Origin of the sequence: Emticicia aquatilis, assembly GCF_014644295.1 — a bacterium.
Taxonomy (GTDB): domain Bacteria; phylum Bacteroidota; class Bacteroidia; order Cytophagales; family Spirosomataceae; genus Emticicia; species Emticicia aquatilis.
Genome location: NZ_BMKK01000008.1, coordinates 131,849 through 154,610, shown reverse-complemented (window position 1 = coordinate 154,610; position 22,762 = coordinate 131,849). Strand labels below are relative to the sequence as shown.

7 protein-coding genes and 5 tRNA genes are annotated in these 22,762 nt (G+C 38.9%); 1 reads left to right on the top strand and 11 read right to left on the bottom strand.

The features are described 5' to 3' along the window. Nucleotides 1–203 precede the first annotated feature (203 nt). Nucleotides 204–2,423: an Ig-like domain-containing protein gene (locus IEX65_RS18980; RefSeq protein ID WP_188768250.1), complete on the top strand. Its 2,220-nt coding sequence runs from the start codon at nt 204–206 to the stop codon at nt 2,421–2,423. Nucleotides 2,424–2,480: 57 nt separating this feature from the next. Here the strand turns inward: IEX65_RS18980 and IEX65_RS18975 are convergent, their stop codons facing one another. From IEX65_RS18975 to IEX65_RS18925, 11 genes are all read right to left on the bottom strand, one after another. Then, nucleotides 2,481–3,998, bottom strand: a complete 1,518-nt coding sequence (locus IEX65_RS18975; RefSeq protein WP_188768247.1) for an RtcB family protein — start codon at nt 3,996–3,998, stop codon at nt 2,481–2,483. A gap of 50 nt (nt 3,999–4,048) precedes the next feature. Further along, complete coding sequence (locus IEX65_RS18970) at nt 4,049–4,600, bottom strand: 3'-5' exonuclease (protein WP_188768246.1); 552 nt, start codon at nt 4,598–4,600, stop codon at nt 4,049–4,051. A gap of 54 nt (nt 4,601–4,654) precedes the next feature. Continuing rightward, on the bottom strand, nt 4,655–6,886 hold the full coding sequence (locus IEX65_RS18965; protein WP_188768245.1) for a hypothetical protein: 2,232 nt from the start codon (nt 6,884–6,886) through the stop codon (nt 4,655–4,657). Nucleotides 6,887–7,252: 366 nt separating this feature from the next. Next, nucleotides 7,253–7,327 (bottom strand) — tRNA-Pro (locus tag IEX65_RS18960). 232 nt (nt 7,328–7,559) lie between these two features. Further along, nucleotides 7,560–7,632 (bottom strand) — tRNA-Leu (locus IEX65_RS18955). Between the two features lie 5 nt (nt 7,633–7,637). Continuing rightward, nucleotides 7,638–7,709 (bottom strand) — tRNA-His (locus IEX65_RS18950). 108 nt (nt 7,710–7,817) lie between these two features. Beyond that, a tRNA-Tyr gene (locus IEX65_RS18945) sits at nt 7,818–7,901 on the bottom strand. Nucleotides 7,902–7,908: 7 nt separating this feature from the next. Next, nucleotides 7,909–7,981 (bottom strand) — tRNA-Cys (locus tag IEX65_RS18940). Between the two features lie 38 nt (nt 7,982–8,019). Continuing rightward, on the bottom strand, nt 8,020–9,312 hold the full coding sequence (locus IEX65_RS18935; protein ID WP_188768244.1) for a PcfJ domain-containing protein: 1,293 nt from the start codon (nt 9,310–9,312) through the stop codon (nt 8,020–8,022). A gap of 115 nt (nt 9,313–9,427) precedes the next feature. Further along, a complete protein-coding gene (locus IEX65_RS18930; protein WP_188768243.1) occupies nt 9,428–9,586 on the bottom strand; it encodes a hypothetical protein in 159 nt (52 codons plus the stop codon). 559 nt (nt 9,587–10,145) lie between these two features. Beyond that, entirely contained in the window at nt 10,146–22,748 is a 12,603-nt protein-coding gene (locus IEX65_RS18925; protein ID WP_188768242.1) for an Ig-like domain-containing protein, read from the bottom strand. Nucleotides 22,749–22,762 lie beyond the last annotated feature (14 nt).

Sequence of the window (22,762 nt, the reverse complement as noted above, 5' to 3'; positions counted from 1 at the left end):
TGTAATTTAAAGCGAAATTTTTATTTGTTTTACACCTTTGAAAGGCATAGAAATTGTGCGATTAAGCGTAGATGTTTTTATTGTTTCATCATAAAATTCATACGCTTATGAAAAAGTTTGTATGCTTATTTGTAACATGTTTATTGTTTGTCACTTTTCAGGGGTTTTCGCAAAACCAAACTATTGAAAATAACAAAATTTGCATGGACCCAATTGCTGGGCGTGGTGCCTATATTGGCAGTGTTTCAGGAGGTGGAGTTTGTTTACTATGTGGGACCGCAAATGCCCCTAATATAATAGACGGAGACCAAAGTAACTATGCTGTGGCCACACTTCCTGTCAGCTTAGTTAACAATACCCCAATTATTATTATTAAAGATTCGCTTCAGTATTATCCAGGGGGAAACGAAGCAGGTTTTATTATCGGGCCAGATGGTGGTTTGTTAAGTGCCAGCATTTTAGGGAATCTGAAGGTAGAGACTTATCGCAATGGTGTTTTGAAAGAAACGGGAATGTTTAGCGGAGGAGGCTCTCTTTTATCTTTATCTGTTTTACAGGGTAGTTCTGATGGAAAACAGATTTTGAGTTTTGTAACAACCCAAGATTTTGATGAAGTTCGCTTGGTATCGAATGGTACGGTCGGAGCATTGACTTCTATTCGAGTTTATGGAGCTTTTGAAGGGCCTGCCAATTGTGCCCATGATTGTGTAAATGCACTGACTGGCTCTGAAGTAACAGGAAATGCTGTTGTTGGTTCTTCGGGCTTGTGTTTATTAAGTAGCGTTAATAACATCGCTAATGTTACGGGTGACACAACTTTAGCCGCAAATGTAACTATTGCAGTTGGTTTAGGTTGTACAAAATCAATAGAAGTAACGGCAGCCTCTACCTATGCAGCTGGCACTTTTGCTGGCTTTTTACTCAAGAATAACTCTGGTTTATTAGATTTGACTTTATTGGGGGGGATATCAATACAGCTTTACAATGGAGCAACTTTGGTACAAAATGTCAACAGTGCTTCTCTTCTGACAGCGGTAGCACTCGGAGGTGCAAACCCAGCATATCAAATAGGGGTGAAAGCAATTGGCACATTTAATAAAATTAGAATAACGTTTTCGAGTTTGGCTGCAGTTGGAGCATCATACGATGTTTATTATGCTTTCGTAAAATTAGATGCTGATGGAGATGGCGTGCCTGATTGTATGGATAAATGTTCTGGTAATGATTTATTAGACAATGATGGCGACGGTGTTCCTGATGCTTGTGATTCAAATTTAATTGATATTTCACTCACAAAAGCAGTGGATAACGCAACGCCAGCATTAGGTGCTAACGTAAATTTCTTGATTACTGCAACACGTGACGTAACGACTTTAAATGCAACTGGATTAAAAGTGAAAGATTTATTACCAGCAGGTTTTACTTATGTTTCTCATTCGGCTGCTACTGGAACGCTTTATAATCCGACAACAGGTATCTGGAATATTGGTAGTGCTTTAGGCGGAACAACTAATATTTTATCGTTACAACTTACTGCAAAGGTTGATTCTGTGGGTGTAATTAGCAACCTTGCCGAAATCGTATCAGCTTTCGAAACTGATACCGATTCGCCATATAATAATGGAGTAACTACCGAAGACGACATTGCCAGTGCTTGTGTATCTGTGCCAATACAAATATGTCAGGGACAATCTCTTATACTTACTGCACCAGGTACAGCTCCAAGCTATCAATGGTATAAAGACAATGTATTAATTTCGGGTGCCACCAGTGCAACATTTACCGTCACAGAAAGTGGTAGTTACTCAGTCAATTTTACGGCATCCTCTGGTTGTCTAACAGGAAATTGTTGCCCTGTGATAGTAAATGTAAATCCACTACCAACGGTTAGTGCAGGAGCAGATGTAGCAATTTGTGGAAGTACACCGACTACACTTACAGCAACAGGTACTGGAACATTGCTCTGGAGTACTGGAGCGACAACCGCTTCGATTACAGTTAATCCGACATCTACGACTGTTTATACTGTGACAGCTACCAGTACAGCTGGTTGCGTAAGCACAAGCTCAGTTACTGTTACGGTAAAGCCTGCTCCATTATCGGCAAATGCAGTTACATTCTGTAGTAATGCAGGCACTCCAAGCACATCGGCTGACGATACCTTTACAATCGTCTTGAATCCTTCGGGCGGAAGTGGAACTACATATACAGTTTTACTAAATAATGTATCGACTGGGGTGACTTATAATTATAATGCAACTACTCCTCCTACTATTTCAGCAGGTTTGATTAGTGGTGGTGTACGTACACTAAAAATTATCGACGCCAATGGATGTGAATTGACAACAAGTGTCACTCCACCAGCGAGTTGTTCGGTTTGTCCACCGAAAATTTGTGTTCCAATTACGATTGTGAAACAATAAATATTCAATAGCAAAGCAATATATTTAAAAGCTGGGTGAGATTCACCCAGCTTTTTTTCAATCTTCTCTACCTTCTTTTCGATTAGCGTCGGCCATTCGAACAATCTTTGGAGTGAATTTCGCCAAAACTTTTACTAAATCGGTTTGAGCTGAAATTACCTCATTGATGTCTTTATAAACCATTGGTGCTTCGTCTAAATCTCCACCGATGAGTTCGATACCGTGTTCGTTCAGTATTTTATTCATCGAATTTTTAGTGACCGAATTAAAAGCTGCTGTTCGGCTCATCAGACGACCCGCTCCGTGTGAGGCTGAATTGATTGAGTCAGTATTTCCTAAGCCACGTACTACAAAACCTGGGGCAGTCATTGAGCCTGGTATAATTCCTAAATCGTTGTTTCCCGCTGGAGTTGCTCCTTTGCGGTGAACCAAAACGTCTTTTCCATCAAACTGCTCTTTCCATGCAAAATTATGGTGGTTTTCGACCATTAAAAGTGGCTTTTCAGAAATTGCCTTAGCAACTTTTGCATGGATTTCGTGGTGATTGGCCGAGGCGTAATCGCCCGCAAGATTCATGGCAATCCAATATTCTTGCCCTTCTTCGGTGTTTAAATCGAGCCATGCCAAATGAGCTGCCTGTTTTGGTAAGACAGTTTTTTGCATGGCAATTTTTGAATAATGCCCAGCAACTGTCCCACCAAAACCACGTGAACCTGAATGTGATAGCAAAGCCAAATATGTACCAACTGGCAAATTAAGTAAATCATCATGTTCGGTCACTTCCAATAAGCCCCACTCTACAAAGTGATTCCCAGTCCCCGATGTGCCAAGTTGGCGATAGGCTTTGTCTTTCAAATCTCGGATAATTTTGGTGGCTGTCCATTCGGGTTTATCCATTACCGATTCATCAAATTTATGAGCAGTTTCGCCACCGATACCAAACTTGGTGTTTTCGAGCAAAGTTCGTTTTAAGAGATGTGGTTTTCGCTTGAAAATATCTGCCGAAACATCAAAAACGGATAAGCACATGCGGCAGGCAATATCGACTCCTACGGCATACGGAATTATTTTATCAGCTTCCGTGGCCAAAACTCCACCAATTGGCAAGCCGTAGCCCTGATGTGCATCGGGCATTAATGCCCCAGCTATCGAAATTGGCAAACTTACAGCTGTATTCATCTGATTTAAAGCACCTTGCTCAATGAAATTTTTACCATAGATTGTGTAGGCTACGTTTTCATATCGTAGATTAAATTCGGTTGCCTGAGACTTTGGCTTTTCATCTATTTGCATGAATTCTTCTTTTGGAATATAGGCACGGCCTTCGTTGGTTAAAGACAGGGTATGCCCTGTCTCTACTTGCAAATCATATATTTTCTTGGCCAAATTGGTTACTTTATTCTTTGAATAAGCGTATTTTTTGGGATTTTCGAGCATTTGAGCGAATAAGGTCAGCACCTTCTCGGTTGGATATTCGGCTCGCTCGGTTAGCCCTTTGGCAACTCTGAGAAATGCGTCATGCAAATCTTCTGGAATTGGTGCAAGGGCTGTTATTTGTTGTATTGTTATGTTCATTTTTGTAGTTTAAAAGTTGATTTTGAAAATCAAGAAAATTTTAGGCTCGATTATTCTCTACGTTTAGAGAAATTCCATTTATTGAATAACTTACAAAAAATCTTAGCGATATTTTTTGCATCATCAATACCTCTATGGTGAGTTCCTTCTAATATTAACTTCTCATTTTTTAATGCGTTTTTCATTCCCATGGAACGGGTCTTTTTTATGATAGCATATTGATGTTTGAGACTAATATGGTTGTATAACCAATCAATATCCAATCCATGTAGTTGACAATCGTTTTTTAATTGTACTTGGTCATAAAACCCCCAAGAACAAAGTAAATAATCATCAAGAAAGCTATTAATCCATTCCTTAAATTCTGCTAATACTAATGGGAAAGTATTAGAATTATTAACTTGTTCCTGAGAAATTGATGTGAGATTTATACAAAAATCTGAAAGGATAGGGTGTATGCTTGGCCTTACAAAACGATTGAATTCACCAATTATATCTTGCTTTTCATTGATACATACAGCACCAATTTCTATGATTTCATTTGGGCTATTATCTCTGTTTTCCAAGCAAGTTGCTTCCAAATCTACTATAATATAATTCATTTTTTTGATATTTTTAAAACCACCCAAGCCACAAAAACTTGGATGGCTAAGTTTCTAATCTACTAACAACTTTGTTACATTAGCAGCATTGATTGCCCATTGCATTGTGTAACTTTCATCGGCATTATCGGCTTCAATTAATGTTAAATTTTGAGCTTCGGCTTTCAATGTCAATAGGTTTCCGATAGTCAATTTGGCGTTCAATTTTGCTAATAAGGCATTAATACCTTTTAAGTTTAACTCTTGCACAACTTGCCCTTGGAATGGCATTTCTAACCAAATTATTTCACGATTTTTAACATCCAATACACCAAAAACTAACCCTTTGGCAAGTCCTTGTGTGATTCTCACTTGGTGTTGCACACACGATGGGTCATACGCTACACCCGTACTTTCCGAAATTCTCATCGGATGATTGCTATTCATCCAACCAACTATCATATTTGGCGTAATGCTTCCGTTACTATACGCATTGCAAACGAATGATACAAACTTTGCTCCTTCTTGCTCTAATTTGCTGATATTCAAGTCGATATATTCGGCAGTTCCTACTCTGTTTGGGATGCTTCTCATATCACCACTATGCTTACAACCTTTAGTTCTTAACTGAGAGTAAGAACAAAAATCTAAACTATTGTCATAGGCAATCTGGCAACTTAAATCCATATCCATGTGTTGAGCTGGCAAACCTTGTCCCCATTGCATAAATAACCTTACAGTATCACCTTCAACGGCAAATCGTGTTCCTACCAATGCCACAGGCAAATCTTGAATGCTATCACTTCGGTCGCCGATGGCTACTGGAATTTTGAATAATTGAGGGTCAATAAACATCGTTTTGTTTGGATTTTCTATCTTTTCAAAGCGTTTCTTCATTGCCAAAAGGCACAAATCTTCAATTTTCGATTGCATTGCTGCCAATTGCTCAGCGTCATACATATCCAATAATTGATTTGCTGGAATATGCTTAGCAACACCACCCAAAGGTTTTACGGCTCGAGTGCTATTTGGATTGAAATAATTTTGAGCATACATATTTAATGTAAAAACCAAACGTGCTGGTACTTTGTCAATCACTTCGCTGAAAGCAGCAAGCGTTTCGTCAGCTCCGAACCAGAGCATATTTGCGAAAAGTGAACGAGCAAATAAGCCTGGACGTTGCTTCAACAATCGGAAAGTTTCAACATCATCTGACTTTAAGCGGTAATGATTTACTTTTCCTTGCCAAACTTCATACGTCTTGTTATAAAATGTATCAAGCAATGCTGCTAAATTTTCAAAACCAACTCTTTTACTATATTCGGCCAAACGCAAAGCACGGATAAATCGAATCCACATTCCACGTTTTGGGTGCATGATTTCACAAGCTTTATCAGCATCTAAATCTAAATTATTTAGCCATTTGGCTACCATTAAGCTTTCTTTTCTGCTGTATTTTAACTTCAAATCTGCTATTTTCTCGAAGCGAGCTTTTCCGCTGGTATCCAACCAAGTACCCAAATGTTTATTGTTTTTAGCATGACGTTTTACGATAGTTTTAGGCTCAATGATTTGTAAGAAACCTGTGTGTTTGTACCACAAGTAACGCAAGATTTCATTTGGTGAATTGAACAAAACTGATGCTTTATCTGCTTGATTTTGAGCAATAAACGTATCAATCACAATCATTAAAGTTTCTTTCATACCTATTTGAACAGTCGGTAATGGCAATGCCGTCAACAAGATTTTCAAGCTATCTACTTGCGTGGCATCAAGGGCAGTTTTTGACGTTAATAAGTCTTTTAAGAAACTCTCTAATTCTTCTTCCGTCAACAATTCTAAAGTTTTCTTTTTGCTACCTTGACCATAATTTTCAATTTTTCCGAATTCAAAGGGTGTACCGCAAAATGGACATCCATTGTAACGTTCCAATGGAAAAGTATTTACAGGAATAATATGTCCGCAACCTAATCTTGTACCTTTTCCTCCAAAGATATTTACAAAATAAGTAATGATGTGGTCGGTAATTGTTTCGCCAGTAGGCACATCCCAACCTTTTACTAATGGTGTCCAATTTTTATTTGCACCCATTACTTCCTGAAAGGTTTTTAAAACCTCCAGTTGAAATTGTGGAGATGTCTGGTTCAAGGCTTTCAAAAGAGGTTCTGATACATCAAAACCTAATTTTGAAAGATTAGCAACCAATACAGAAGTTGTTCCTTTTAGCTCTTTTTGAGAACCAATGATAGAAGCATTAGCAATAAAAATGGCATTCTGACGAAGCGAAACTTTTAATAATTTTTTCATTATAATCATTGTTAAAAAATCAGATAATTATGTTTCTTTTTCTACCTAAAAGAGTGTTTGAAGTAAGAACCATTTGACCTTAATTTAGTCGGATAGGCTGGAATCGAACCAGCGACACACGGCTCCATAAGCGTGAAGTAAGTTTTATTTGACCTTTAGATAATTGTTAAACAGCTTGGATTCGAACCAAAAGTTCCATCGGAACTCCAACCAATAGGAAGTATGTTTAACTTGACCTTTTAGGTAATTTTAAAACTTTCGTTGCTCTACCAACTGAGCTACTATCCGAATTTTAAAAGATGGTAATTGAAAAAGTTTTTTCATCTGGATTGAAGTTGAAGTAACTTAGTCTTGACCATTCTTTTGTCTGAGTAGTGAGATTCGAACTCACGAACACTTGCTCCCAAAGCAAGCCTGTATAACCATCTGCGGAACACCCAGTTTTTTCTATTTTTATTTTAAAGAACTTATCTATCAGATTGATGATACAAAGTTCAGAACTCAATACGCAGCCTATTTGCGTAGTTAAAATATTTTTTAAAATAATTTTTAATTTGTTGATAATGAACTAATTGCGGAGAGCATTGGAATCGAACCAAATACCTTTTACAGTACGAACTTCTTAGCAGGAAGCCGCTATCCCAGATAGCTTTACTCTCCAAATAATGTTTTGTAACCCCTGTCAGATTCGAACTGACACTAACTTGTTCCTAAGGCAAGTGCCTCTGCCGTTGGGCTAAGGGGCTGTTTGGTTGCAATACGAGTTTCGAACTCGTGCTAACAGAACCACAGACTGTCGTGCTGACCACTACACTAATCGCAACATCTAAAAAGTTACCGAGAACAGATTTGAACAGTAGCGACTGCTGCCATTATCATTAGAATCAAAGTCTAATATCCTATAACCAACTGGACGACTCGGTAATTTTTGTGGGGAAGAGAAGCATCGAACTTCTAAGGCGTTAAAGCAACGGTTTTACAGACCGCCCCGCTACCAATTACGGACTACTTCCCCAATTTTGAGCATAGAGTGAGAATCGAACTCACGACTAACGGTTTTGCAGACCGCCCCTTTCACCACTCAGGCATCCATGCACCGTTATATAGATTTAGTGTTTTTTTTATTCCTGTATTCATAAATATTTCCCCATTGCGAAACCGTTCAAACTTGCCCATTTATGTAAAAAACTCAGGGCTTTTTCGGTGATTGGCCTATTGAAACGGTATTTTGCTTGTACAACTCTCTTACTTTGCATATCGAGTTCGATAGTTGCTAATCGGTCGGTTTCTAAGCCAAAATGATACTTGCGAAGCGATACGATTCTGGTTCTTCCTCGTTCGCAGTAGTAGGTATATGAGCCTACGCAATGATTCATTTTTTTGCCTTCATCGGCCAACTCTCGGTTCGATAAAAGCTCCACCACCTTTAGTGTTGCATCATCCTCACATTTACCATCTTCAATCTCAAATGTCTCGAAACTGCCTGATTTCCAGATAACTAAACCTTGTTTGCGTTGTTCTTTATTCATCGTATTGTGCCAAGTGTCACTCTGACGCATCAACGATTGGAGAGTACGGCCTTTGAGCGAATATATTGGATTTTGATTCACTTCATTTCGTACATAATCAATCAATTCTCCGATTTTGTCGAGGTTAAACATTCCTCCAGCAATCACTATTCTGATAAATGTTTCCCATAGTATTTCGTCTCGTTTATCACTTCGGCCGAGCCACGAATACGCTATTCGATGTGCCAATAATTCGTCGCCTCCTAAGCAAAGCACTTGTGCGTATCTGAAAGCTTCAAAAACTCGAAATCCATCTGGACTTTTCATAAACTCAACTTTCATTTTTTGCGTTAGTGGTATCATCGAATTGATATATTTGATGCTTCCACCTTGCATCAAAAAGATAAAATCTTTAATAAAGAAATGGTCTTGTTGGTAAAAAAATATGTGGTTCAAAAACGTCGGATATTTATATTGAGCAAACAGATGATTTATCAATTCTTTGAATTTTTTATACTCACCTTTGGCTTTTGGCTTCCAATCTTCGATGGGCTGAATCCATGCCGAACGATACTTGGCTACTTCTATCAAGGCTCTTATAAACTCATTGTCTTTAAACCATTTTGGACATTTTCCTTCGAGTTTTTCGGTCAGAAAAGTCAGATTTGCAATGTATTTTCTAAGTATTTCTTTTTTTGTAACTAACTCTGCCTGAATCAGAAATGAAACCATAAATTGGTATCGCTCATTGTTGGCATATTCATTTCTGAGGTTGAGGTTTTGTACATCTTCAATGATTCGCACAAAACTTTGATTTAATCTGGCCGATTTCTGATATGCTTGCTGAAGCTCAAACTCGGCCTGTTCTTTTTCACGAACTATTCTGATTCGTTCTGATTTTGATAGGTGCTTGCCCATTGTTGTAATTTTTTTCAATAAAAAATTCAATTTTCGAGAAAATCGGCCATAAAAAAGCCCGACCTCGTTGTGGTTGAGGTCGGGCTTTATGCGGGCGTTCAAATCCAGAACGTACCTATGGGCATAAACACTCGTACCTCAGTCGTATTGCTTTGTCAAAATCTGCTTGTGCATCTGTATTCGGGCGATAACTGCTAATCGGACATACCGCTCCCCACGCAAAGACAATCAGACTTTGTAAGCCTACGGGTTTGGGGTGTATGTTTCTGAACATTAGCATTTTGTTATCTTGTTTTTTTGTTTTAAAAATTAAAAATTGTTTTGAGTTTTTGGCAATAAAAAAGCCCGACTTTTTGGGGTCAGGCTCAGATAAATTTGGGTGTAGTTTTTAGCTACAAATTATACCTGTGCCATGTATGCAAAATTCCTCCAAACGGGTGTGCCATTCCGCAGCTGAAAGACGTATTTTTTAGATAATTTTGCATTTTTGTTCTGTTTGATTTTGAGCTACAAAGGTACAGGAAAAGATTTTATATTTTCCAAAATATTTTTACATTATTTTTTAAAATATTTTCAACTAACTGATAGTCAAGAAATTAAACTTCTATCTTTTTTCAAGAATAAATACAGAAACATAGTTTCAAACAGTTTATCAAGGATATATGGTTCTCAAAAAAGACAAAAAAAATACTATTTAACTGTTGAATTTTATTTGTTTTATGTGGGTAAATGAGCTTAAAAAATTAAGAAATCAACCATCATATTTTAAGTTCATTTACCCACTCATTTTTGTTTTTCATCGGCTTATATTCAAGAAAAACATGCTCTTGTTTTTACGGATTTATGACCACTCTTTGTACACATTTTTTTCCGTCTTCGCCTACTACAACTAAGAATTGAATGCCCTTGCTGAGATACACATCGGGGCGAATTTTGATAATCTTAGATGTTTCTTTATTCATATCAAACGAATATGTCTGCCCGAGCATATCATAAAGTTTAATTTCTTTTTCCTTGATATTTCTTAAATAAAGACTGATTTCATCACCTTTATTCCACGGGTTCGGAAATACTGAGCAAATAGGCGTGGTACTGGTAAAGTTTATGTCAATTGAATCCAAATACTTCTTAGTTCCATCTTTATCAATGTAAACTAATCGGTAACAGCTTTTACCTACCAATGGCTGAAAATCAGTATTTTCGTAAGAACTTGCTGCCCCATTTGCTTTCACTTCGGCAATTGGCACAAAGTTTTTGCAATCAGCACTTCGTTCTAAGATATATTTTTCGGCTTTTACCTCAAACTTACTTTGCCAATTAAGTTGAACAGTTTGGGTCTCGGTTTCTTTACCGTTGAATGAAATTTCGGTGAAATCATTGGCAGTTGCAGCATTTTCTGAAAACTCATTTACATCAAATTGCAAATAGAAAAAGTCTTTGGCGAGTTGATTACCGACTACATTTTTATAAATCACATAGCTATTTCCCTCCAAGAAATTGTCATTATTCTCAAATCCACAGTCTTCTCTGACACCATCATAATGCACGATATTGAAATCATTAATGGTAAGATTCGGTAGGTTTGTGGCGGTTTTGTACTCGCTCAGTTCTTCATTCAAATAATAAACACGTAGTGAAACTGGCGTAGGAAACTCGTCTAAGACTGAACTCTGAAAATCTACATAACGAGCCATCAACTTTGTTTCATTTTTTGTGGTCGGAATAGCCGCACTGCCTCGCCCGTAGTGACGAATCGAGATTGAAACCTTGCCTAAATTTAATCCATTGGGGTTGACAGAAGCGTATAAGCGTCCCGCAGCATCATAAAGGTCAAACCATTGATTTCCTTTCACGCTATCGGCTGATACTTGTAGGCAATTATTAAAATTATTAGTAAAATTAGCAATACAAGGCGAAACCGAAACTTTGAGTGGAACTCGCTCACTTTCACAGCCTGCGACACTTTTAGTGACAGCAAAATAAATGGTTTCGCCATCAAGTTTAGTGTTTGGTGTGGGGGTTTGAGTAAAGGCATCTTTGGCTGTTAGTGAAGCATACCAAACCACTTGGTTTTGAGAAGAAGTAGTAGCCGTAAGTGCAAAACTTGGAGCATTTCGACAATATGTCAAATCGCTTGTAATTGGTTTTTCGGGAATTGCAGAAACCACCACATCAAACGATTTTCGCTCACTTTCGCAGCCAAATGCTGATATTTGGCTCACAAAATAGCTTACTTTGCCAAGTTTACTAACATCTACTTTGGGAGTGGTTTTATCAGCGGTCGTATCAACAGCAGATTCATACCAAAGCAAATTATTGTTGGCATTAACGGCCTTTGTGATGTCAAATGGCGTATTCAAACAAACATTCTGATTACTTACTTGCGGAGCTGCTGGTGTTGGTTTTACCTCTACTTTCAAATCATCAGTATTTCGACTACAAGTAGTGTTTTTATCAACAACAAAACTGATTTTACCACGGTAAGTGCCAATCTCATTGATAACTGCAACTCCAGCCGTATTTGTTGGAATATCAATATAGCTACTTCCTTGTTTCTTTTGCCATTCATATTCTGCGACAGTTCCTGTTACTGTAAGACCACTAAAACTTAATTTACTGACTTTTCCATCACACAAACTCATAGTAGGTAATATTCCAGCGATTGCATTGACTGTTAGCACGGCTTCCTCCGAAGTTGCTGTATTTTTATCATCTTTAATAATACAGCGGTATTTGGTTAAATGCGGGTCGGTGATGCTTCCAATATTACTGATTTTTAATGATGCCGAGGTTTCGTTCGCTATATCAGTAAAACTTGTTTCATTTGGTTTTTGGCGTTGCCATTGATAAGTAAATGCACTTGGAGCAGTGGCCGTAACGCTAAAAGTTACCGAATTTCCGTCACAATCTGCTTGTGAAAGCGGCTGTTTAGTGAATTTCAAACTTGGAATTATTGCAGCTGTTATGGCAGTGCGAGGGCCAACGCAACCAAAAGCCGAAACTTGTGCCACATAACGAGTATAAGTTCCTGCGACTGAAAATGTAGGTGCGGTTGTAGAAAAAGTAGTGATTGTCGGAGATGTGTACCAACGTAAAATATGGTTTTCAGCTGGTGTGCCTTCGGCTGAGAAAGTCAATACATTTCCTTCATTGATTGGCGTAATTGTGGTATTTTTTGGTGCCGGTGGCAATGCCCCAACTTCAACATTGATTACTGATCTCGGGCTTTCACAGCCTTCGTCAGTTCGATTGGTAACATAGTATTTGAATACTCCTGCAACACTTGTGTTTGGCGTCGGAGCAGTGCTTGCTCCTGCCCCTTCTGTTTCTTGCGAGTACCAAACAAGATTCTGAGTCGGACTATCAACTTTTAATCTTACTGCATTTGAGTTTTGACAATAAAAAACATTGGAAACTGATGGTGCAGGTGGAAAACCACTCACAATAAGTTTGGCGGCGTCGGTTGGTTCGGTACACTCAAAACCCTGCGTGTTGAATTTCACTAAACAACGATAATAAACTCCTTGCTCGTAAGTAGCTTTAGTAAATTTCAAAGCACTCGAAGTACTTCCCGAAATCCCATTTCCATCACTTAAATTAGTCCAAGCACCACTTGTACCTGGGCGAGTTTGCCATTGATAACTCAATACATTTCCTGTAATCGTAAAATAGTTTTGTAGATTAAATTCATTGCTTCTTCCTACGCAAATACCCAAGTTTGGCATTGAACCAGTAAGCGAATTGACCGTAAGCGTTGAAATTTCGGAGGTTAAAACTTGTCCACCGCTACTGATAATACAACGATACTGGGTTTGATTGGGATTGTTGTCATCTCCGACATTTGAAACAGCCATCGTTCGAGCATACCAACCTCTAATTCCGTTTCCTTCTTCCACTAAATTAACAAAATCTGGTTCGTTCGGGCGTTTTCTTTGCCATTGATAAGTAAATGAAGGATTAGGCCCAACTGCCACAACTCCAAAAAATACAGAATTACCTTTACAGTCCACTTGATTGGTAGGTTGTTGGGTGATATGAAAATAATCTAAAACTTTGGCAATGATTGGCAATCTGGCACTTTCACAACCTGTGATTGGGTCGGTTTGTGTTACCCAGTAAGAATAAGTACCAACTGCCGTAAATGATGGAGCAGTTGTAGTTCCTGTTCCGCCCGACGCACGGTTATACCACATCAGAGTTGCATTAGGAATAGTGATTCGAGCCGCAAAAGTGAGTGTTGCAGGTGTAATTACATCATACGTAATGTTTTCGGGCTGTGGCGTGCTATTCACCGTTACTAAATACGGAGCAGAACTCACATTAAAGCCACATTGTGAGGAAGTACAACTGACTGTATAAAATGTATTACTCGTAGGCGAAACTGTTATAGATGGAGTTGTTTGTCCGCTCGACCACGCAATGGCTCCATCACAATTATTGGCAGTTAGGGTTGTACTTCTACCCAAACATACCGCATTAATGCCTCCAATATTTGGTATTGAAGCAACCAAAACACTCAATTTTGCTCCATTTGAATCATCTTCTGTTGTATATCTGGCACAGGTTGAACTTCCTGCCGTAAATGTCACTTTACAACGATAATACTGCTCATCGGTATTAGTTGCAGCATTTATAGTTAAAGTTGTGGTCGTTGCCCCTGTTATATCATTCCAAGTTCCTGAAGTTCCTACTCGTCTTTGCCATTGGTAGCCTTGAATGTTACCCGAAACCACAACGTTGCCAAGACTAAAACTTGCATTTGCTCCATCACAAATAGTTTGGTCAGCGAGACTTCCTACAACCGAATTTACAGTTAGTACAGCAGCGGTGGAAGTGACGCTACATGTTCCGTTTGATAAAACAACTCGATATTCTGTCTGATTAGGGTCGGTTGAACTCCCTACATTACTGACTGTTAGCGTATTCGAAATAGCATTTGGAATATCTGTAAATACTCCATTCGGTACTTTTCGTTGCCATTGATAGCCAGAAACCGAAGAAGCAGTTACTGAAAAACTAACTGAATTTCCGTTACAATCTGCATCATTTTTAGGATGCGTTGTAATGGATGGATAAGCATTGACTGTGACAGTGATTTTATTACTACTATTGCTTGTGCAAGTTCCATCAAAACACGTAGCAGTATAGTCAGTTGAGGCGGAAGGATTTACACTGATTGATGTTCCAGTCATTCCATTACTCCATGAAACAACTCCTGCACAATTTGTAGCAAAAAGAACGGTCGATTGTCCATTACAAATAGTTGCAGTTCCACTGATCAAAGGTGGAGCAACTGGCGTTCCTCCTGATGCAACAGTAACAGTAGCCGACGCACTTAATGCACTGACACAATTATTTAGTGAACACGTTGCGGCATAAGTACCTACTTCTGAAACTGATAGCGTACTTCCTGTTTGGCCACCATTCCAAGTGACAAGACCGTTGCAACCGCTGGCAGTCAATGTAGTGGACTGGGTTGGACAAATGACAACTGAAGCAGGAGTAATTGACGGGACATTTGGAATTGGATTTACCGTAACTTTCACAACTGCCGATGTACCCTGATTACACGAGCCAGAACCTGTGCCAGCACAAGCATAAATGGCTCGGTAGTATTTGATAGTGGCAATATTTGTGTTATTTGTTAAAGTTGCGGTGAAATTTAAACCACCCACTTGCTCATTGGTGTATGTTCCCGATGGAGTCGTTGATGATTGCCACGTTGGTGTACATGTTCCCGAACCACCGATGACTGTGGCATCTAAAGTAATATTTCCGCCTGAACAAATTGTGCGGTCACTTGCATCTACAACTGTAATTTGTGGGTCAGGTACTATTTGTATTTGATGCACGTTCGACGAAAAGCCCTCTGCTCCGCAAGCATCAGTCACTTTTCTTCTGTAATAAGTCGTTTGGGTTAAGGCTGGTGGGTCGTAGGTCGTTGAATTTGCTCCAACTATATCTGTAAAATTCGTTCCATCTGTTGAGCTTTGCCATTGATAAACATAATCTAACTTTCCGCCATTGGCTAAACTTACACTTGATATTACACCTGCATTATAACCCGAGCAGTTGATAGTGCTTGATGAGATTTCTATACTTCCGCCAATTAAAACTGGTAAAGTAGTTACTGTGAAAGTTTGACTTTTACTACAACCTGTCGAACTAATTTTGAGAGTCAATGTAAAACTAAATGTCCCTGTCTGGCCCGATGGAATCGTTACTGTAATTGGCGATGCTGTTAAACTTCCATCTGTAATACTCGTAAATCCTGCCATCGTTGAAGTCAAACTGTATTTGTCTGGGCTTCCTAAAATAAGCGAATATGGCAAACTAAAACTCGTCGATGAATTACATAAATCTGCAACTGTTGAAACTGTAAAATCTATACTCGGTGCGACTGTCACCGTTACTGGCTCACTGTTTACACTCGTACATCCGCTTGCGTTACAAACAGCGGTATATGAGGTTGTTGTACTTGGCGATACCGTGATGCTTGTGCCACTACTACTATTACTCCAAACTACCGTACCCGCACAACCACTCGCTGTTAAAGTTGCTGATTGACCGCCACAAACTGTCGTTGTTCCCGATATTGTCGGCGGTGCTATGGTCGTCACATTCACCACAACTTCGTTACTGGTGGCACTTGTTCCACAACTATTTGTACAAACAGCAGTGTATGTTCCAGCTGAGTTGACAGAAATACTCGATGCGGTTACACCATTTGACCATACTACACTACCATTGCACGCACTTGCAGTTAGGGTTGTACTATTCCCCGAACAAATCGTTCCGCCCCCACTGATTGTCAATACACTTGAGTTTGGATTAATCGTTACTTTCACAACTGCCGATGTGCCTTGATTACATGAACCCGAACCTGTGCCAGCACAAGAATAAATTGCTCGGTAGTATTTGATAGTGGCAATATTTGTGTTATTTGTTAAAGTTGCGGTGAAATTCAAACCACCAACTTGCTCATTGGTGTATGTTCCGGATGGTGTTGTTGATGATTGCCACGTTGGTGTACATATTCCCGAACCACCGATAACTGTGGCATCTATACTGATATTTCCGCCCGAACAAATTGTGAGGTCGCTTGCATCTACAACTGTAATTTGTGGGTCAGGTACGATTTGTATTTGATGCACGTTCGATGAAAAAGCCTCTGCTCCGCAAGCATCAGTCACTTTTCTTCTGTAATAAGTCGTTTGGGTTAAGGCTGGTGGGGCATAGGTTGTTGAATTTGCTCCAATTATATCTGTAAAATTCGTTCCATCTGTTGAGCTTTGCCATTGATACACATAATCTAACTTTCCGCCATTGGCTAAACTTACACTCGAAATTACACCAGCATTATAACCCGAGCAGTTAATGGTGCTTGATGATGTTTCTATGCTTCCACCGTTTAATGATGGTAAAATATTGATACTGAAAGTTTGAGTACCCACACAACCAGTCGTACTATTTTTAATGTTTAATGTAAAATTCTGATTACCCGTTTTACCTGCTGGAATTGTTACCGAAATTGGAGATGCTGGAAGATTGGTTTCAGCAACTGCCACAAAGCCTGGCATCGTTGAAGTCAAGTTATATTTATCAGGATTATTTGTTGGTGAAGTAAATGGAAGCTCAAAAGTCGTAACAGTATTGCATAGGCTACTGATTGTTCCCAGCGAGATTGTTGGTAATGGGTTTGAGCTTATAGTTTGTACCAAAGATGCCAAGCTTGTGCATGAATTTTCGGTACATGTGGCACTATAAGTTCCTGTTGTTGAGACATTTAATGTGCTTCCTGTTGCTCCGTTACTCCAAGTAATGACCCCAACACATCCATTGGCCGTTAGTGTGGTCGAACCTCCTACACAAAAACTGATATTACCCGAAATCATGGGTGCAATTGGTATTGAATTTACAGAAACTGTTTTAGTCTGTGAAAATACACTCACACAATCATTTACAGTACAAGTAGCATTATAAGTACCTGCAGTTGAGACACTTAATGTACTACTGGTTACGCCTGTATTCCAAACCACAATTCCCGAACACCCACTTGCTGTAAGAGTTGTTGAGTTTCCAGAACAAATACTTGTATTTCCAGATATTATTGGTGCAGATGGAATAGCATTTACTACAACTGTTTGTGTTGTAGATGACACACTCGAACATCCATTTACTACGCATATAGCATTATAAGTACCTGATGATGAAACACTTATTGAGGTCGCACTCGTACTATTCGACCAAACAACTGTTCCAGCACAATTACTTACACTTAATTTGATACTCGTTCCAGCACAAACAATATTATCAGCATCATCAGATGTTACTGTTGGTGCATTAGGAATTGAATTAACCGTGATAGAATGAATATTTGATGATAAACTCGTACATGAATTTTCGGTACACGTTGCACTATAAGTACCAGCTGTTGAAACACTTAAAGTACTTCCTGCCGTAGCATTACTCCAAGTAACTGTACCTGCACACCCACTCGCTGTCAAGGTAGTAGAGTTACCTTCACAAATACTTGAATTACCCGAAACCGTTGGTGCTGCTGGTATATAATTTACAGTAACTTTTACCGGACCCGAAACCGATTGATTACATGCACTTGAGCCTGTTCCAGCACACGAATAATTTACTCTATAATATCTTACTGACGGACTTGACGCAACATTAGTAAGCGTTTTAGAAAAACTTAAACCTCCAGTTTGCTCAACCGAATAAGTACCCGATAGCGTTGCCGCTGACTCCCAAGTGGCAGTGCAAGTTCCCGAACCACCAATTACTGTTGCTTCCAAATTTAAAACTCCTCCCGAACAAATTATTCGGTCACTTACATCCGTAATTGTAATCTGTGGGTCTGATACAATTTGAATTTGATGCACATTCGATGAATAAGCTACTACCCCACAAGCATCGGTAACTTTTCTTCGATAATACATAGTTTGTGTAATGGCGGGCGGATTATAGGTAGTAAGATTTTCTCCAGCAATATCAGTGAAATTTTGATTATCTGTTGATGATTGCCATTGATAGACATAAGCAGTTTTTCCGCCACTTGCTGCACTTACACTCGAAATTACACCCGCATTATAGCCCGAACAATTAATTGTACTTGAGGAAGTCTCTATAATTCCTCCGAGCAAAACAGGTAAAACAGTTAAGCTAAAAGTTTGCGAATTTGTACAGTTAGTTGTGCTATTCTTTATATTGAGCGTAAAAGTATAATTCCCCGTTTTTCCAGATGGAATGGCTACACTAATAGGAGATGTTGGGAATGCCGCATCTGAAACCACCACAAAATCTGGCATTGTTGAAGTCAAACTGTATTTGTCAGGATTATTGGAAGTAGAGGTGTATGGTAAATCAAACAAGGTAGCAGCATTGCAAATACTATTGATAGAACCAAGTGTGATAGTAGGATTTTGATTTACTACAATCGTCTGCGTTGATGAAACTGCACTCGTACAAGCATTGACCGTACAAGTGGCATTATATGTACCTGACGAAGAAACTATTATTGTTGTAGCACTTGTGCCATTCGACCAAACGACTGTTCCTGCACAATCACTTACGCTTAATTTTACATTTGTACCTGCACACACTATATTATCTGCATCATCTGATGTTACTGTTGGGGCTGAAGGAATTGTATTTACCACGATTGTCTGCGTTGATGAGGCTACGCTCGTACAACCACTTACTATACAAGTTGCATTATATGTACCTGACGAAGAAACTGTTATGGCCGTAGCACTTGTGCCATTCGACCAAACAACTGTTCCTGCACAACCACTTGCAGTTAGAGTTGTTGAACTTCCAGAGCAAATGCTCGTATTGCCCGAAATGCTTGGTGCATTTGGAGCAGGATTTATCACAATAATGTTAGAAGCCACAGTACTCTCACAACTTGCACTTAATGAACATTTGAAGTCGTAATTAAGAGTAGTTGCAGATGTATAGATAGAAGGAGTAATTGAAACCGAACTTCCATTTGTCCAACTACCATTATTTAAGCGATACTGTGCATTTCCCGAAGCACATGAAACTGATAGAGTAAAAACCGATTCACTACTACAGAAACTTGTTTTATTAGCAGAATTAATAATCGTTGGTGTCTCTGGTATAGTATTTACATTAATTGTAGCGGCGGTTCTGGCAGTTTGACAAGTGAGATTCGCCGTAATTTGCTGTTCACGAGCCACATAATATGTTGTTGTTGAAGTAAGATTTGGCGTAGCAAAACTTGTTCCTGACGTCAATTGCGTTAGAGTTGTAGCATCGGCAAACCATTTATAAGTACCAAAACCACTTGGACTTACAACTGCCAAGGTTTTTGAGCCAGTTCCACAAATATCGGGCGTATTGCCAGAAACACTCGGAATATCAAGCCAACCTTGTTTAGTAACAGTTACACTTGCGGTTGCAGTACAGTATCCAGAGGTAACGGTCACTCTATATGTATCCGAGTTAGCCGTCTGAACTGAACTATTTACATCATAACTTTGAGAAGTAGCCGAAGCAATATTTCCTGCTAAATTTTGCCATTGGTAAGTATAAGAGCCATTTCCACCAGTAGGATTCGTTGTTATGGTTGTGGAATTATTCAAAACGCCAGTGATACAAAAAGCATTCACACCCGAAATTGAGGCCGAAACACTTGGCGTAACAACAACATCAATTTTTGCTCGTGTACTTTCACAATTATTAGCATCTTTCTGACTCACATAATAGCTCGTTGTTCCTGCCGATGTTATAATTGGAGTTGGAGCTGTTCCACCCGATGTCCCTCCTACTGCACTTGTTCCATACCATAATAATGTATTTGAATTTGTTGCAGTAGCCGAAAGCATCGATGCAGTCGCATTCTGACAATACCCAACTGGAGTTGTGACAGTCGGGGCAACTGGTAAATCGTTGACTGTTACAGTAATCGTAGTTTTTGCACTTTCACAATTTGCAGGCGAAGGACTTTTCTGACTGACTTTAAATATTTGTGTTCCAACCGATGCTGTGCTTGGCGTAGGTGCAGCGGCCAATAAATTATCATTTTCATCATACCATACCAACGAATTAGAGTTTGTTGCAGAAGCGGAAAGTGCAGTTGCCGTACTATTTTTACAATATGTAATAGCCGTGGTAGCACTTGGCGGTGCAGGAATAGCATTAACAATAACGTCAATTCCGGCTCTGGTACTTTCGCAATTATCTGTACTTAGCTGACTAACATAATAAGTTGTAGTACCGACTATATTCGAACTTGGAGTCGGTGCAGATAAACTCGATGTCCCCCCTACTGAACTTGTACCATACCATAACAAAGAGTTTGTTCCACTTGCATTAGCCGTAAGTACATTCGTTGGTGCGTTTTGGCAATAATTGATTGGCGTTGTTACAGTAGGAGCAGAAGGGGTATTATTAATCTTTACTGTAAAAGTTTGATTAGAAGAAACGCAAGTGGTCGTTGAGTTTTTTACAGAAATAACAAACTGATAAGTATTAGGCGTTGCATTTGCAGGAATAATTACATTAATTGGCGAACTTCCTAAAATAGCATTTGAAATTGCCGAAAACCCACTTAAAGCAGGACTGCCAGCCGAAATACTATATTGATTGGGAGTATTGGTTGTTAAACTAAACGGCAAACTAAAGGTAGTGACACTATTACAAATATCCACAACGTTACTTAGCGTGATTGTTGGTAAAGGGTTTACCGTAACGGTTACTGGTGTACGAGTGCTTTCGCAAGTAGTTGAACTATTATAAACACTTAAATAATAAGTATATGTACCAACTGCTAACGATGCTGTTGTATAACTGGCATTAGTTCCCAAAACCGTCGTAGAAACATTACTATCATACCATCTAAAACTTTCGTTTGTTCCTAAAGTCGAAGTAGCTGAAAGTGTTACTGTTCCTACATCACAGCGTGAAACATTATTTGCTGTTGGGGCTGTTGGAGCTGCAATTACAGTGAGTTTACCTGTAATAGCGGCTGTCACCGACTGAGTTTGTGTACAAGTCCCATTACCACTATTGGTTACTGTCGTAAAAGTAGCCCTTACACGGTAAAATGTATTATTATCAGTTAGAGGAATATTTGCTAACGATAAAGTTGTGGTTCCCGAACCTAATATGTTAGGAGAACTATCCGTCAAATCAGCATAAGATGCCGCTGCGGTTTCACTTGTCCCTTTTTGCCATTTTATAGCAGTCGATGTACCCACCAAAGTTGTTGTAAAACTTGTCGTTCCTCGTTCACAAATAGTCGGTGAGTCAGCAATATTTCCAATAGAATTAACTGATAAAGTTGCAACATTTGTTGTATTCGTACAAGAATTTGCATCTGTTACAACGCACTGATATTGTGATAAATGTGGATTTTCAGCATTACCGATATTCCTAACTTTTAATTGTGATGTAGTAGAAGTATTCGTAATTACCGAATTCGTTGTGGCAGTAACCGCAAGAAAGGAAGCATCGGTTGGTTTCTTGCGTTGCCAAGTAAACGTATTTCCTGCCGAAACTGTAATATTAAAATCAACAACGTTGCCATCGCAATCTGACTGCGAAATAGGTTGAATACTAATTGTTGGTCGTTGTGGTGAGACTGTCACCGTTTGCGTTGCCAAAGTATTGATACCTCCGCAATTCGTAAATAAACAACGATATACTTCTGTTGTAGTTACATTCGTAAGATTTAATGTAGTAGTTGCACCACTGGCCAACGAGCCACTGCTTACATTTGTCCAAGAAGCACCATTTTGTTTTTGCCATATAAAAGCATCATTTCCAGTTGCAGCGGCAGTTAACGTAGTATTACTACCATAACAAACCGTCGGAGTTATCGGATTCGTTATAATCGTTATTGGATTACTAATTGTAAAAGTAGCCTTATAATTAGCTCCACCTACATTTTGGTAATGCGTTCCACTTCCTCCATTATACGTAAAATCTGCACTTGAGTAAACCTCCACAGTATAAGTTCCATCAGCTAATCCCTGCAAAATGTTGTTATTCGCAGTAGAAGTTGTCCACTGTTGGTCACCTGGATTCGATAAATTTATATCAAAAGCAAGATTAATTGAGGTAAAACTTACAGTATTAGGGTCTGTTCCGTTTTTATAAACTTTATAATATAAATATCCATTCAGAATATCGTCCGTACCGTTCTTGTAAGTTTTATTTTGCCCCCCTTTTATTACGAGCGTATTGGTACAAGAAAATGTACCAAAATTATACCCTTGAAAATCAGGATTAGCTGTGGAAGCAAACAAATCGTAATAATTAGCAGAACCTCCATTAGATTGCACTATTATATACGTCTCAAAAATACCACTACTGGCAACTGCTGTAATTGAACAGATATTGAAAATAATAGATACAGCAATAAACTTCTTAGCAAAAGAATGGAGAAAACTCTTCATAAATATAGGATATT

What these genes read in the sequence shown, in the direction of transcription:
- IEX65_RS18980 (WP_188768250.1), top strand. Translation starts at nt 204, where the DNA reads ATGGACCCAATTGCTGGGCGTGGTGCCTATATTGGCAGTGTTTCAGGA.
- IEX65_RS18975 (WP_188768247.1), bottom strand. Translation starts at nt 3,998, where the DNA reads ATGAACATAACAATACAACAAATAACAGCCCTTGCACCAATTCCAGAA.
- IEX65_RS18970 (WP_188768246.1), bottom strand. Translation starts at nt 4,600, where the DNA reads ATGAATTATATTATAGTAGATTTGGAAGCAACTTGCTTGGAAAACAGA.
- IEX65_RS18965 (WP_188768245.1), bottom strand. Translation starts at nt 6,886, where the DNA reads ATGAAAAAATTATTAAAAGTTTCGCTTCGTCAGAATGCCATTTTTATT.
- IEX65_RS18935 (WP_188768244.1), bottom strand. Translation starts at nt 9,312, where the DNA reads ATGGGCAAGCACCTATCAAAATCAGAACGAATCAGAATAGTTCGTGAA.
- IEX65_RS18930 (WP_188768243.1), bottom strand. Translation starts at nt 9,586, where the DNA reads ATGTTCAGAAACATACACCCCAAACCCGTAGGCTTACAAAGTCTGATT.
- IEX65_RS18925 (WP_188768242.1), bottom strand. Translation starts at nt 22,748, where the DNA reads ATGAAGAGTTTTCTCCATTCTTTTGCTAAGAAGTTTATTGCTGTATCT.